Below are 13,948 nucleotides of genomic sequence, written 5' to 3' on the forward strand. Positions count from 1 at the left end.
CCTGATGGAGGGGATGACGGGAATCGAACCCGCGTGATCAGTTTGGAAGACTGAGGCTCTACCATTGAGCTACATCCCCGTGCATACGACAACTCGGGATCGCCGTGTTCGTCGTCTGCGATACGAAACTGTACCCAATGCCCCACCGGATTTCATAATCGGGGGGTCAGAGAAGTTCGAGACCGTCGTTCACCTGGGGAATTGGCGAATTGCTCGGCGAGTCGGGGTGTCTCGGCCGCAGGCGCGACTTCTGATTCCGGCTCTGAATGGCAGTTGAGGCAAGGCTGTATGTGGCTGCCGTCGGATGACATACTGACGGGGTCGACAGCCGGGCCGTGTACAAATGGCGGTCGGGTTCGTGAGAGAGTAGTGAGCGCGATAGGGTTGTGCGCGGTCACCGATGGTGGCTGCCCTTGGTGGCCCGCTGTCTTAGTGGCCTCGGATGGCCGTATCGTGTGTTTCATGTGATCGGAAACGGGATGTAGCGCAGCTTGGTAGCGCATCCGCTTTGGGAGCGGAGGGTCGCAGGTTCAAATCCTGTCATCCCGACAAGTACGTACATGGCACTTCACCTCCAGTAAGTCCGGGAGTGAAGTGCCGCGCCAGACAGCAGTACCGATTCAACACAAGTTGTGAGCAAGACCAGACGAAGGAGCGAAGTTTCGTGAAGAGCACCGTCGAGCAGCTCAGCCCGACGCGAGTCCGTATCAATGTTGAGGTGCCCTTCGCGGAACTCAAGTCTGATTTCGACAAGGCCTACAAGGCCCTCGCGCAGCAGATTCGTCTCCCCGGCTTCCGTCCCGGCAAGGCTCCGGCCCGCCTCCTCGAAGCGCGTGTCGGTCGCGGCGCTGTGCTCGAGCAGGTCGTCAACGACGCTCTGCCGTCGCGTTACTCCGAGGCTGTCACCAGCGCCGGCGTGAAGGCCATCGGCCAGCCCGAGATCGAGGTCACCAAGATCGAAGACGGCGAGCTCCTCGAGTTCACCGCCGAGGTCGACGTGCGCCCCGAGATCGAGCTCCCTGACTTCAGCTCCATCAACGTCGAGGTCGATCCGATCGAGATCACCGACGAAGCCATCGAAGAGCAGCTGCTTTCGCTGCGTCAGCGTTTCGGCACCCTCACCGGCGTCGACCGCGCAGTCGAGGACGGCGACTTCGTCTCCATCGATCTGTCGGCCACCGTCGACGGCGAGAACGTTGCCGAGGCAACCGCGAGCGGACTGTCGCACGAGGTCGGTTCGGGCCAGCTCATCGAGGGCCTCGACGAAGCCATCATCGGCCTCAAGGCGGGGGAGTCCAAGGACTTCACGTCGACGCTGGTCGCCGGCGAGTACGCAGGCAAGGAAGCTGTTGTCACCGTGACCGTGCAGACGGTCAAGGAGCGCGAGCTTCCGGCTGAGGACGACGAGTTCGCTCAGCTCGCCAGCGAGTTCGACACCCTGGAAGAACTGAAGGCTGACCTCCGTGAGCGCGTCGCACGCGTCCGCAAGGTCGAGCAGGCCGGTCAGATCCGCGACAAGGTTCTCGAGCAGCTGCTCGAGACCGTCGAGGTTCCGTTGCCGGAGGCTGTCGTCAAGGCTGAGGTCGACGCTGCACTGCACGACGCCGTTCACGGTCTCGATCACGACGAAGAGGCACTGAACAAGCTCCTCGAAGAGCAGGGCAGCAGCCGCGAAGAGTTCGACAAGGATGCACAGGAAGCCGCTGAGCGCTCCGTCAAGACGCAGCTCTTGCTCGACTCGATTGCCGATGCGGGCAACGTCACCGTCGGTCAGGACGAGCTCACCGAGCGCATCCTGTTCCAGGCGCAGCGTTACGGTATGGCTCCTGAGCAGTTCATCCAGCAGATCCAGCAGGCCAACCAGCTCGGCGCCGTCTTCGCAGACGTCCGTCGTGGCAAGGCTCTCGCGTCCGTCGTCGAGTCGGCCGGTGTCAAGGACACCTCCGGCGCAGTTGTCGACACCGCAGAGCTGTTCGGCAGCAGTGAGGCCGAAACCGAAGCGGACGAGTCTGATTCCGCCGAGAGCGAAGACAAGTAAAAACGCAGGCGGACGGGTGTTTTCACCACGATCGACTGCACTGAGTTTTCCGCTTTGAGCGAAGTAGGGCGGCACCGGGACTCCGGTGCCGCCCTACTTCGTTACTGTCTGTGTCAGTAGAAGTGTTTCGCATAGACGATCCACCGCACAAGTAGATCCACATAGAAGGCAGGTACCGTGACTTCCAATCACCTGGAGACTTTGCAGAGTCCCGCCATGACTTCAGCGACCGCTGGGTTGAACCTCAGCGACTCGGTGTACGAGCGCTTGCTGCGAGAGCGCATCATTTTCCTCGGTACCCAGGTCGACGACGACATCGCCAACAAGCTGTGCGCACAGATCCTGCTGCTCTCGGCCGAGGACCCGACGCGAGACATCTCGCTCTACATCAACTCGCCCGGTGGATCCGTGACCGCAGGTATGGCGATCTTCGACACGATGCAGTTCGCCGAGTGCGACATCGCCACCTTCGGCATGGGCCTTGCGGCGTCGATGGGTCAGTTCCTGCTCTCGGCAGGCACCAAGGGCAAGCGCTACGCGCTTCCTCACGCCCGCATCATGATGCACCAGCCGTCCGCCGGCATCGGTGGTTCCGCCAGTGACATCGCGATCATGGCCGAGCAGTTCAAGCACACCAAGCGCGAAATGGCCGAGCTGATTGCTCAGCACACCGGCCAGACGGTCGAGCAGATCACCGCGGACTCCGATCGTGACCGTTGGTTCACGGCGAAGGAAGCTCTCGAGTACGGCTTCGTCGACCACGTCGTCTCCCGTGCGAATCAGGCCGGCGGCACCGGCAACTGAGCCGGTACGCCCATCCTTTCGCTGCCCAATTCATACTTTGGAGAACTGATGACCAATCTTTTCGGAGCTAACTCGCTGGGCGGCCAGGCGCCGTCGGGCCCCCAATCGCGTTACATCCTGCCCCAGTTCACGGAGCAGACCAGCTACGGCGTCAAGACGTCCGACCCGTACAACAAGCTGTTCGAGGAGCGCATCATCTTCCTCGGCTCGCAGGTCGACGACGTGTCCGCCAACGACCTCATGGCGCAGTTGCTGGTTCTCGAATCGCAGGATCCGGACCGCGACATCACCATGTACATCAACTCGCCCGGTGGTTCTTTCACCGCGCTGATGGCGATCTACGACACGATGCAGTACGTCCGTGCCGACATTTCCACCGTCTGCCTCGGTCAGGCTGCTTCGGCAGCTGCCGTGCTTCTGGCCGGCGGTACGCCGGGCAAGCGCTTCGCGCTCCCCAACTCGCGCATTCTGATCCACCAGCCGGCTACGGGCGGCATCCAGGGTCAGGTTTCCGATCTGGAGATCCAGGCTGCGGAGATCGAGCGTATGCGTCGGCTCATGGAGAGCACGCTGTCGCTGCACACGGGCAAGGATCCGGAGACCATCCGCGTCGACACCGATCGCGACAAGATCCTCACGGCCGAGCAGGCCAAGGAGTACGGCATCATCGACGACGTGCTGGCTTACCGGAAGCTCAGCGCACAGAAGTAGTCGATTTCCGCCTCGTGTCGAGGATCTGTATCCCGATTCCCGACACGAGGCGGACACGTCGAGAAGTGCCTGGTGGAGCGCTCGCCAGGCTGAAATCTCGACTCTTTTCTTTTTTATCCGCAGGCGAAACGCCGAGAACAGGTCGACCCCGTTCGGGATCTGCGGGTACCGTCACTTCACGGGCTGGTTCTCGACCGGCGTTCTGCGATTGTTCGACCAGATTTGTTCGATCAGTTTGTCTGATCTGACAACTACCGAAGTACTGCGGAGCGTCTCGACCGATCGAGTGGCGGCGAGTGCACGTACATGATGGAAAGTAGGGACCTCACGAGATGGCACGCATCGGCGACGGCGGGGATCTGCTCAAGTGCTCTTTCTGCGGTAAGAGTCAGAAGCAGGTCAAAAAGCTCATTGCAGGACCCGGGGTGTACATCTGCGACGAGTGCATCGACCTCTGCAACGAGATCATCGAAGAGGAATTGGCCGAATCGAGCGAGGTCAAGCTCGACGAGCTTCCCAAGCCTGCGGAGATCCGAGAATTCCTCGAGAACTACGTCATCGGTCAGGACTCCGCCAAGCGGACGTTGGCCGTGGCCGTCTACAACCACTACAAGCGCATTCAGGCCGGCGACAAGGGCCGTGACGCGCGGGGTGAGACGGTTGAGCTCGCGAAATCCAACATCTTGATGCTCGGCCCCACCGGCTGTGGCAAGACGTATCTCGCTCAGACTCTCGCGAAGATGCTCAACGTCCCGTTCGCCATCGCTGACGCGACGGCGTTGACCGAGGCCGGTTACGTCGGTGAGGACGTCGAGAACATTCTGCTCAAGCTGATTCAGGCTGCCGACTACGACGTCAAGCGCGCCGAGACCGGAATCATCTACATCGACGAGGTCGACAAGATCGCCCGTAAGAGCGAGAACCCGTCGATCACGCGTGACGTGTCCGGCGAAGGTGTTCAGCAGGCGTTGCTGAAGATCCTCGAAGGTACGCAGGCGAGCGTCCCGCCGCAGGGTGGCCGTAAGCATCCGCACCAGGAATTCATTCAGATCGACACCACGAACGTGCTGTTCATCGTCGCGGGCGCTTTCGCAGGTCTCGAGCGGATCGTCTCCGATCGTGTCGGCAAGCGCGGTATCGGATTCGGTGCCGAGGTTCGGTCGAAGGCCGAACTGGATACGGTCGATCGTTTCGCCGAGGTCATGCCGGAGGATTTGATCAAGTTCGGTCTGATTCCGGAGTTCATCGGCCGACTGCCGATGATCGCGTCGGTGACCAACCTCGACAAGGAATCGCTCGTTCAGATCTTGTCGGAGCCCAAGAACGCTCTCGTCAAGCAGTATCGTCGCCTGTTCGACATGGACGGCGTCGAACTCGAGTTCACCGAAGAAGCGCTCGACGCTATCGCCGATCAGGCGATCTTGCGTGGAACCGGCGCTCGTGGCCTGCGCGCCATCATGGAAGAGGTTCTTCTTCCGGTGATGTACGACATCCCCAGCCGTGACGACGTCGAAAAGGTGGTCGTCACCGCGGAGACCGTCAACGACAACGTACTTCCGACCATCGTTCCGCGTAAGCCGGAACGTGGCGAGCGTCGCGACAAGACGGCGTAGAACTTCAAAACGACTGTGGCCCGGTATCTCTCGCGAGATGCCGGGCCACAGTGGTTCGTGCAACACAGTGGTTCGTGCAGGGTGTCTGTGGGGTGGTCGGCTAGATCGGGTTGCCGAGCTCCTTGAGGGGGGTGCGGAACGTCTCCTTGGCGGTGAACGCCGAGATCGCGCAGATGACGCAGGCCACCGAAGTCAGAATGGCAACGGGCATCCAGTGTGTCTTGTCGCCGCCCATGAGGGCGTTGCCGATGGCGGGGGCAAAGCCTGCGAGGGCGAAGCCGACCTGGGTGCCGATCGCAATGCCCGAGTAGCGGACCTTGGTGTTGAACATCTCGGAGTAGAACGACGGCCAGATGGCATTCGGGGCAGCGTAGAAGACGGACATCAATCCGATTGCGGCGAGGAAGATCAGGGGAACGTTGCCGCTGGCGATTGCGCCGAAGTACACGTAGATGAACACCGCGCTACCGAGGGCGCCACCGATGAACAGCGGCCTGCGACCGATCCGGTCGGAGAGCATCGCCCAGGCGGGCTGACTGAGCAGGGCTACGGCGTTGGCTGCGATGGCAACCCAGAGCATGGTCGACTTCGGAATCCCCACTTCTTCGGTGGTGGCGAAAGCGAGACCGAAGACGGAGAAGATGGTCGAGACGACGGCGATGAAAGCGCAGCAGATCACGCGAATCAGATTTGCGCTGTGGGTGCGAAGAAGATCGGCAACAGGCAATTTGGCGACGGTCTTGGATTCCTGCTGCTCGGTGAACTCTTCGGGCTCTTCGAGCTTGAGACGCATGATGTATGCCGCGACCAGAACGATCAGGCTGCCCCAGAACGGGATTCGCCAGCCCCACGTGTAGAGGATGTCGTCGGGGAGCGCGGCGATGGGCAGGAATACGAGGCTGGCGAGGATGAAGCCGGCCTGGGTGCCGTTGAGGGTCCAACTGCAGAAGAACGCGCGTCGGCCTTCGGGGGCGTGTTCGAGCGTCAGTGAGCTGGCACCGCTCTGTTCACCGGCAGCGGAGATGCCCTGGGCGATTCTCATCAGGACGAGAAGGATCGGTGCAAGAACTCCGATCGAATCGGCGCTGGGAATACATCCGATGAGGAAGGTGGCTGCGCCCATCAGAATGAGCGTGAGCAGCATGATCTTCTTGCGGCCGACGCGGTCACCGAAATGGCCGAGGACTACAGCGCCGAGGGGACGCGCGACGTACGCGACACCGAAGGTGGCCAGCGAAAGTAGAGCCGCATGCCCGCTGTCCGGGAAGAACACCGTGGGGAAGATGAGCGCAGCGGCGGAGGCGTAGATGTAGAAGTCGTAGTACTCGAGCATGCTGCCGAGAAACGACGACGTTGCGGCGCGCTTGACCTTGGTCGTGTCCGGCCTTGCCAAGGATCCCGCCTCGGGCCCGGACGGTGTAACCGTGCTAGCTGACATGCTCATCTCCTGGGTGGAAGCGTCGTGGAGGCTCTACATCCGCCGATTGTGTTCGTATAAAGAACGTCTGTGCGGAGAGCGATACAAGGAATGTAACCGACGCCACAGCAACTACACAAGATTATTAACCAAATAGTTCATAAAAATCTACTGGCGGTCACGCTGCTCGTCGAAACCGCAGTTCAGAGAGTTAGGAGGCCGGCTGTGCTGCGGCCGCCACCAACTGCTCCACCTGTTCCTCGGTGATCCCGAGGCCGAAGGTGGCGAGTTTTCCGAGCGGCATCGAGCCTGCGAGTGCCATCATCTCGGGGCTGACCGCCTGTGCACCGTCGCCCGCTGCGGCAGCCATGGCGGCGCCGAGAACTGCGCTGCCGACGGGATGGGCGAGCCATTCGCCGATGGTCGACATGGCGTCGAGCGTGCCGACGCCGACGTTCCCGGCCAGGGTGATCGTGTCGGTGGTTGCGATGTCCCGAGACGAGAAGCCGACGCGGATCTCGTAGTCGCCGGCCTCGATCGCCCAGTCCTTTTCCGTGACAGACCAATAGGCAAATGCCCTGCTGTCGAGCGTGATGGTCACAGTCGCGGATTCGTCGGGGTCGAGGTGGACCTTGGCAAAGCCTTTCAATTCCTGCGCGGGTCGATCGATGCTTGCCGAGGCGTCGTGGACGTAGACCTGAACGACGCTGCTGCCCGATCGGTCGCCGCTGTTGCGCACGGTGACGGTCACTTCGGCGGAGTTCTCACCGGCCTCGACGGAGGTATCGGTGATGTCGAAGGTGGTGTAGCTCAGCCCGAACCCGAACGGGTACGCCACTTCGCGCAGCGCGGAGTCGTAGTAGCGGTATCCCACGTACAGGCCTTCGCCGTAGCGGACGTGCTGCTGTGATCCCGGGAAATGCAGATACGACGGATTGTCTTGGAGGCGAAGCGGAATGGTCTCCGTCAGGCGGCCGGACGGATTCGTGAGGCCGAACAGAAGATCGGCAATCGCCGAGCCGCCCGCCTGGCCGAGTAGCCAGCCCTCGAGGATTGCGGCGGCATGATCCTTCCAAGGCTCGATCGAAACCACACCGCCGTTGGCGAGCACGACGACCGTGTTCGGGTTCGCGCCGTGGACCGCTTCCAGCAGGGCGATCTGGTCAGCCGGCAGTTCGATGTCGGTTCGGTCGAATCCTTCGGATTCCGTGGCGGACGGTAGTCCGAGGAACAGCACCGCGACGTCGGCGCGGCGTGCGGCGTCGACAGCCTCGGTGACCATGTCGTCGTCCGGAGTGCCGTCGAAGGTGAAGCCCGGTGCGAAAGTGACGCGGTCGGCGCCTTCGAGGTCGAGTATCGCGTCCAAGGCATTGTCGAGCTTGGTTGGAACCACCTGCGAACTGCCGGCCCCCTGGTACCGCGGGCTGCACGCGAATTCGCCGATCACCGCGACGGTTTGCCCGCCGGGGGTCAGCGGCAGCAGTTCTCCGTCGTTCGCCAGCAATACAGCGGACTCCGCTGCAGCGGTCCGCGCCAGTTCGTGGTGACGCTCGACGTCGTACGTGTGGCCCTCGGTGCGCGCGGCGGCGGTGCGTGCCACCAGCGTCGCCAGGCGCTCGGCGGCAGTGGTGAGCACTGATTCGTCCAGGTCGCCGCCGCGCACGGCGTCGACGATCTGGGTATCGGTTCCGGTCGGCGGCATTTCCAGGTCGAGGCCCGCGGCGAGTGCCGCCACGCGGTCGTTGACCGCTCCCCAGTCCGAAACGACGAGGCCGTCGAAGCCCCACTGTTCGCGGAGTACCTCGGTGAGCAGCCAATGGTTCTGGCTCGAGTACACACCGTTGATCTTGTTGTACGAGCACATGACCGTCGTCGGGGCCGCGGTCTTGACGGCGTATTCGAAGCCGGCCAGATAGATCTCGCGCAGCGTCCGTTCGTCGACGTCGGCACTGACTCTCATCCGGTCGTGTTCTTGGTTGTTGACAGCGAAGTGCTTGAGCGAGGTTCCGACGCCGCGAGACTGGATGCCGGTGATCAGCGCTGCCGCGACGCGGCCGGAGAGGAATGGGTCCTCGGAGACGTATTCGAAATTCCTGCCACACAAGGGTGATCGTTTGATGTTGATGCCTGGGCCGAGGAGGACCGAGACCTGTTCGGCTTTGGCTTCGTCGCCCAGAGCCTCACCGACCTGGCGGATGAGGTCGAGGTTCCACGACGAGCCCAACCCGACCGCCGGTGGGAAACATGTCGCTGGAATGCTGTGGCCGAGTCCGAGTGCGTCGCCGCCCTCGGGCTGTTTCCGGACTCCGTGCGGACCGTCGGTCAGGAGTATCGATTCGATTCCGGCAACGGACTGGCTGTGCCAGAAATCCGAGCCGGACGTCAACGACGCGTTCTCCTCGAGTGAAAGCCCGTCTACGTAATTCTCGGTCACGTCATTCCTCCCGGTGGCAGCTGTGAGTTCCACTCACCACCGTAGGGGGATTTTTCGGACTTCGGGGTGGGTCAGGACGGCGCCTTCGAGGTCAGGAAGGCAACAACCATGTCGCCGAGCATGGTTCGAAGATGCTCACGATGCGTCGAGTCGGTCAGGTCGCGGTCGAAGAGCGCTTTGAAGGTGTAACGATTGGCGATACGAAAGACGCAGTAACTGCTGATCAACATGTGAATATCGAGAGCATCTACGTCGGAGCGGAATGCTCCCGACTGCTGTCCGTCGTGGAGGATCTGCGAGACCAGGTCGGCGGCGGGGGCGCCGAGACCGCTGAGTAGCTCGGATTTCTCGATGTGCTCACCGCGGAGCATGTTCTCGTTGGCTACCAGCCGAATGAAGTTCGGGTGTTGTTCGTGGTGGTCGAAGGTGAGTTCGGCCAAGGCGCGGACTGCTGCCGTGGGTTTCAATCCCTCGAGGTCGAGTTCACGTTCCTGCGCACGAATGACGCTGTACGCGTGTTCGAGGACGGACTTGTACAGCCCTTCCTTGTCGGTGAAGTAGTAGTAGATCATGCGCTTGGTGGTGTGAGTCTTGGTTGCGATCTCGTCCACTCGGGCGCCGGCAAAGCCTTTGTCGGCAAACTCCTCGGTGGCGACGGCGATGATGTTCACCCTGGTCAGATCGCTGTTTCGGCGTCGTTTCTCCGGCTTCGACACCACGGAGTTCACTGACTGCTCGGAAACCATGTGCTCACTCTATCTGTCAGCAGTTTGTCGACTTTGCTTGTCGAGTCCGCGTCGGGGGAGTAACGTCCAGTGAACTAACTCACTAGTTCGTACATTAGTTTCGAGCGTCAACCCCGAGGTGCCCCTGATGACTTCATCTCTACCGATTCTGGTCCTCAACGGGCCCAACTTGAATTTGTTGGGCCAGCGCCAACCGGAGTTCTACGGGAGAGACACGCTGGACGACGTAGTTTCCCGCTGTGAAGCGGCGGCCGCGAAGTTCGGAGCGGTGGTCGAGGCAAGGCAGTCGAACCACGAGGGCCAACTGATCGATTGGATCCACGAGGCCAGGGGAAACGTTGCGGGCATCGTCATCAATCCCGGTGGGTACTCGCATACCTCCGTTGCGTTGCGTGACGCTCTGGTCACACTCGATGCCCCCGTCGTGGAGGTGCACATCAGCAACATCCACAGTCGCGAAGAATTCCGTCACCACTCGTATGTCTCCGGCATCGCCGACGCCGTCATCTGTGGATTGGGAATCGACGGATACAGCGCCGCAGTCGAATTCGTCTGCATCCGAGAAGGGAAGAACTGATGAGCGATTCGATGCTCTGCGGTCTGATCGGCACCGGAATCGGAGCCTCTTTGACTCCGATCATGCACGAGGAAGAAGGGCGCAGACAGGGTCTTCCGTACGTCTACCGCATCCTCGATCTCGACGTGATGGGCATGGCGCCGTCGGACATCGGTGAACTTCTCACCTATGCACGACGTTTCGGGTTCCGCGGCCTCAACATCACTCACCCGTGCAAGCAGTTGGTGATCGAGCACCTCGACGAGCTCTCGCCCGATGCGAGCCGGCTCGGCGCGGTGAACACGGTCCTCTTCGACTCCGGCAAGGCGATCGGACACAACACCGATTGGTCGGGCTTCGGCCGAAATTTCGACGACGGACTTCCCGGAGCACAGCTCGATCGTGTCGTGCAGCTCGGTGCCGGCGGAGCCGGTGCGGCGGTTGCCTATGCCGCGCTCACCCGTGGCGTCGGGACACTGACGTTGGTCGATTCGAGCCTGCCTCGCGCGCAGGAACTTGCACAAACCTTCGCGCAGCAGTTTCCGGCGCAGGTTGTCGAGGCGCGGCATACGAGCGACCTCGCCGAAGTGCTCGGCAAGGCAAACGGATTGATCCACGCGACGCCGATGGGAATGGCGGCTCATCCCGGAATGGCGTTCTCGCCAGATCTGCTTCGCCCTGATCTGTGGGTGGCCGAAATCGTCTACCGTCCACTCGAAACCGAACTGTTGCGTCAGGCAAGGTTGATCGGAGCCCCGACGCTCAGCGGAGGCGGAATGACTGTCTTCCAGGCCGTCGACGCGTTCCGGATCTTCACGGGCATCGAGCCCGACAGTAAGCGCATGCTCGCGCACATGACGGAACTTGTACACGGCGAACAGACTGCGGCAGCGCTGTGAGTGCCCCGGTCCGGACGTCGATCGCGACGGTATCGCTCAGTGGCACTCTCGAGGAGAAGCTCGACGCCATCGCTGCTGCCGGCTTCGACGGCTTCGAGGTGTTCGAGCCGGATTTTGTTGCTTCGCCGTGGTCCCCGAAGGAATTACGAACGAGGGCTGCGGATCTGGGCTTGACCCTCGATCTGTATCAGCCGTTCCGTGACTTCGACACGGTGGACGAGGCCCAATTTGCTCGGAATCTTGTTCGAGTGCAACGCAAATTCGAGCTCATGGATCAACTGGGGTGCGAGACGCTCCTGGTGTGCTCCTCGCCCCTGCCGACCGCAAGTCACGATGACGGTCAGTTGACAGAGCAATTCGGAGCTCTCGCCGAACTGGCGTCCGAGCACGGCAAGAAGGTTGCCTATGAGGCGCTCGCGTGGGGTGCCCACGTCAACACGTACGGCCATGCGTGGCAGATCGTCGAGGGCGTCGACCATCCTTCGCTCGGTACCTGTCTGGACAGCTTTCACATCCTCTCGCGCGGTGACGATCCCGCCGGAATTCGCGAGATTCCCGGCGAGAAGATCTTCTTCCTCCAGTTGGCGGACGCTCCGTTCTTGGCGATGGACATCCTCCAGTGGAGCCGGCATCACCGAAACTTCCCGGGGCAGGGCAGCTTCGATCTCAATGCGTTCGCTCAGCATGTCTACGCCACCGGTTACGACGGACCGTGGTCGCTCGAGATCTTCAACGACGTATTCCGCCGCGCCGACACCCAGCGGACGGCAATCGACGCTCATCGGTCGCTCCTGCATCTGGAAGAACAGGTCGCCGCCGCGAACCCTGCCGCCGGTGGACCCACGCTGTTCACCGCCCCGGAGCGCACACCGCTCGAAGGAATCGTGTCTCTGCGAATCGCGGCGGGTCCGGCGAAACAGGACCAGGTGCACTCGATGCTCTCCCGCGTCGGTTTTCATCTGGTCGGACGGCACCACGATCACGATTTGCAGTTGTGGCGGCACGGACCGCTCACCGTTGCCGTGGATGCGACTGCGGGCACGGTGTGGACGGCGCCCGGGCTGCCTGCGGATCTACCGGTTCTCACTCAGATCGGCATCCGGGCAACCGAACCCGAGGTGTGGGGAGAGCGCGCTCTGGCTCTCGAAGTGCCGGCGACGCGCGTGCAGTTGCCGGGGTCGAGCGACGAGAACTCCGAGGTACCGGACGTCGTACGCCTGAAGGTCACCGATGCGACATCGATCGACCTTCGTGGCCCCGGCAGCGCTGCAGCGTGGGAATCGGCATTCGAGATCTACCCGCTGCCCGCCGAGCGCAATCGTGAACAGGGCGCAGTGTTCACCGGGATCGACCACGTGGCACTGGCGGTTCCGGCCGAGAGCTGGGACGGCATCATGCTGCTCCTACGGTCCGTGTTCGAGATGCAACCACACGAGGGGCAGGACGTCACCGATTCTGTCGGCCTCATGCGAAGCCAGGCGCTCACGCTCGTTCAAGGCGGTGACGGACATACCCTGCGCATCTCGCTGAACATGGTGGAGGGAAGTCGAAGTGGGCTGCCGACGGTCCGTCGCGGCGGCGTCAGCCACGTCGCCTTCGCGTGTGAGAACATCTTCGGTGCCGCTGCGTCCATGCATGACTGGGGATTTGCTCCGCTACCCATTTCCCCGAACTACTACGACGATCTGGACGCGCGTTTCGGACTGAATCCGGAACTGCTCGACCGGATGCGCAGCACCGGAATTCTTTACGACGCGGACGCTCACGGCGAGTTCTTCCACCTGTTCACCCCGACCGTCGGGGGAGACCTGTTCTTCGAGGTCGTGCAGCGGGTGGGTGGATACGAGGGCTACGGGGAAGTCAACTCCGCTGTGCGACTGTCGGCTCAGTTGCGTGCGAGTTCGACGTGACCTCGACTCGGTGCGGGTGCGAGTAGACGTTCATCGAATCGCCGCGGATGAAACCGGCGAGAGTCAGCCCGGACTCCTGCGCTAGTTCCACTGCCAGCGACGACGGCGCGGAGACAGCACCGAGGATCGGAATGCCGGCCATGACGGCCTTCTGGACGAGTTCGAACGACGCCCGCCCGCTGACGATCAAGATCGTGTCGTAGAGGGGCACTCGGCCGTCGGTGATGGCCCAACCGATCACCTTGTCGACGGCGTTGTGACGGCCGACATCCTCGCGCAGTGCAAGGAGTTCGCCGGTGGCGGTGAACAATCCGGCCGCGTGCAGGCCACCGGTGCGCTCGAAGATCCGTTGGCTCTCCCGCAGTGTGACCGGCATGGCCGACAGGATGGTCGAGGTGACGGAAGTCGTGTCACCGACCAGCGGATGTCGCGTCGTGGTTCGGACGGCGTCGAGCGAGGTCTTGCCGCACACTCCGCACGCGGAACTGACGACGGTGTTGCGGTCGGTGGTGTGGTCGGGCAACGGCACTCCGGGAGCGAGAGCGATGTCGAGGACGTTGTACGTGTTCGCACCGGATTCGTCGACGCCGTCGCAGTAGCGGACGACGCTCACGTCGTCGCGGGTGGCGATGACACCTTCGCTGAGAAGGAATCCGTGCACGAGATCGACGTCGTTGCCGGGGGTCCGCATCGTCACTGCCAGCACCTGACCGCCAACTCTCATTTCGAGTGGTTCCTCGACGGCCAGCGTGTCGGGGCGCGTGACGACCCGATCACCCGAGATTCGAACGACCGGTGTTCGTGCGGTGACTCGTCCCAT

At 62.1% G+C, this 13,948-nt stretch carries 11 protein-coding genes and 2 tRNA genes; 8 read left to right on the plus strand and 5 right to left on the minus strand.

Going from position 1 to position 13,948, the window contains the following annotated elements; all coding sequences use genetic code 11:
• Positions 1–5 precede the first annotated feature (5 nt).
• Positions 6–79: transfer RNA gene (locus ABIE52_RS03740), tRNA-Gly, on the minus strand.
• Positions 80–475: 396 nt separating this feature from the next.
• Here ABIE52_RS03740 and ABIE52_RS03745 point away from each other — a divergent pair.
• The 5 genes from ABIE52_RS03745 (at position 476) to clpX (ending at position 5,166) form a co-directional block, all read left to right on the plus strand.
• Positions 476–549: transfer RNA gene (locus ABIE52_RS03745), tRNA-Pro, on the plus strand.
• A gap of 115 nt (positions 550–664) precedes the next feature.
• Positions 665–2,038 (plus strand): trigger factor, encoded by a 1,374-nt coding sequence (gene tig / locus ABIE52_RS03750; protein WP_007730958.1) that lies wholly within the window; start codon positions 665–667, stop codon positions 2,036–2,038.
• 216 nt (positions 2,039–2,254) lie between these two features.
• Positions 2,255–2,842 (plus strand): ATP-dependent Clp protease proteolytic subunit, encoded by a 588-nt coding sequence (locus ABIE52_RS03755; RefSeq protein ID WP_007730960.1) that lies wholly within the window; start codon positions 2,255–2,257, stop codon positions 2,840–2,842.
• A gap of 48 nt (positions 2,843–2,890) precedes the next feature.
• Entirely contained in the window at positions 2,891–3,553 is a 663-nt protein-coding gene (locus ABIE52_RS03760; RefSeq protein ID WP_003944539.1) for an ATP-dependent Clp protease proteolytic subunit, read from the plus strand.
• A 332-nt stretch (positions 3,554–3,885) separates the two neighbouring features.
• Positions 3,886–5,166: an ATP-dependent Clp protease ATP-binding subunit ClpX gene (clpX, locus tag ABIE52_RS03765; protein ID WP_003944582.1), complete on the plus strand. Its 1,281-nt coding sequence runs from the start codon at positions 3,886–3,888 to the stop codon at positions 5,164–5,166.
• A gap of 100 nt (positions 5,167–5,266) precedes the next feature.
• On the opposite strand, the gene ABIE52_RS03770 is transcribed toward clpX, so the two are convergent.
• The 3 genes from ABIE52_RS03770 to ABIE52_RS03780 form a co-directional block, all read right to left on the minus strand.
• A complete protein-coding gene (locus tag ABIE52_RS03770) occupies positions 5,267–6,604 on the minus strand; it encodes an MFS transporter (protein WP_003944496.1) in 1,338 nt (445 codons plus the stop codon).
• Between the two features lie 190 nt (positions 6,605–6,794).
• Positions 6,795–9,017 carry a glycoside hydrolase family 3 C-terminal domain-containing protein gene (locus ABIE52_RS03775; RefSeq protein WP_192712951.1) on the minus strand — a complete coding sequence of 741 codons (2,223 nt, stop codon included), beginning with the start codon at positions 9,015–9,017 and terminating at the stop codon, positions 6,795–6,797.
• A gap of 71 nt (positions 9,018–9,088) precedes the next feature.
• The gene (locus ABIE52_RS03780) at positions 9,089–9,763 is read right to left on the minus strand and encodes a TetR/AcrR family transcriptional regulator (RefSeq protein WP_007730968.1); all 675 of its coding nucleotides are present in this window, start codon (positions 9,761–9,763) and stop codon (positions 9,089–9,091) included.
• 127 nt (positions 9,764–9,890) lie between these two features.
• Between ABIE52_RS03780 and aroQ the strand changes: the two genes are divergently transcribed.
• From aroQ to ABIE52_RS03795, 3 genes are read left to right on the plus strand one after another with little or no spacing between them, the layout of a single operon-like run.
• Positions 9,891–10,340, plus strand: a complete 450-nt coding sequence (gene aroQ, locus ABIE52_RS03785) for a type II 3-dehydroquinate dehydratase (RefSeq protein WP_054187688.1) — start codon at positions 9,891–9,893, stop codon at positions 10,338–10,340.
• Positions 10,340–11,218, plus strand: coding sequence for a shikimate dehydrogenase (locus ABIE52_RS03790; RefSeq protein WP_054187687.1), 879 nt, complete (start codon positions 10,340–10,342; stop codon positions 11,216–11,218). Before aroQ ends, ABIE52_RS03790 begins: the two co-directional genes overlap by 1 nt.
• Positions 11,215–13,128, plus strand: coding sequence for a sugar phosphate isomerase/epimerase and 4-hydroxyphenylpyruvate domain-containing protein (locus ABIE52_RS03795; RefSeq protein ID WP_192712952.1), 1,914 nt, complete (start codon positions 11,215–11,217; stop codon positions 13,126–13,128). Before ABIE52_RS03790 ends, ABIE52_RS03795 begins: the two co-directional genes overlap by 4 nt.
• On the opposite strand, the gene fdhD is transcribed toward ABIE52_RS03795, so the two are convergent.
• Positions 13,079–13,948, minus strand: a complete 870-nt coding sequence (gene fdhD / locus ABIE52_RS03800; protein ID WP_003944453.1) for a formate dehydrogenase accessory sulfurtransferase FdhD — start codon at positions 13,946–13,948, stop codon at positions 13,079–13,081. The two genes, ABIE52_RS03795 and fdhD, sit on opposite strands and share 50 nt — an antisense overlap.

Origin of the sequence: Rhodococcus sp. OAS809 (assembly GCF_040546695.1) — a bacterium.
GTDB lineage: Bacteria > Actinomycetota > Actinomycetes > Mycobacteriales > Mycobacteriaceae > Rhodococcus_F > Rhodococcus_F qingshengii.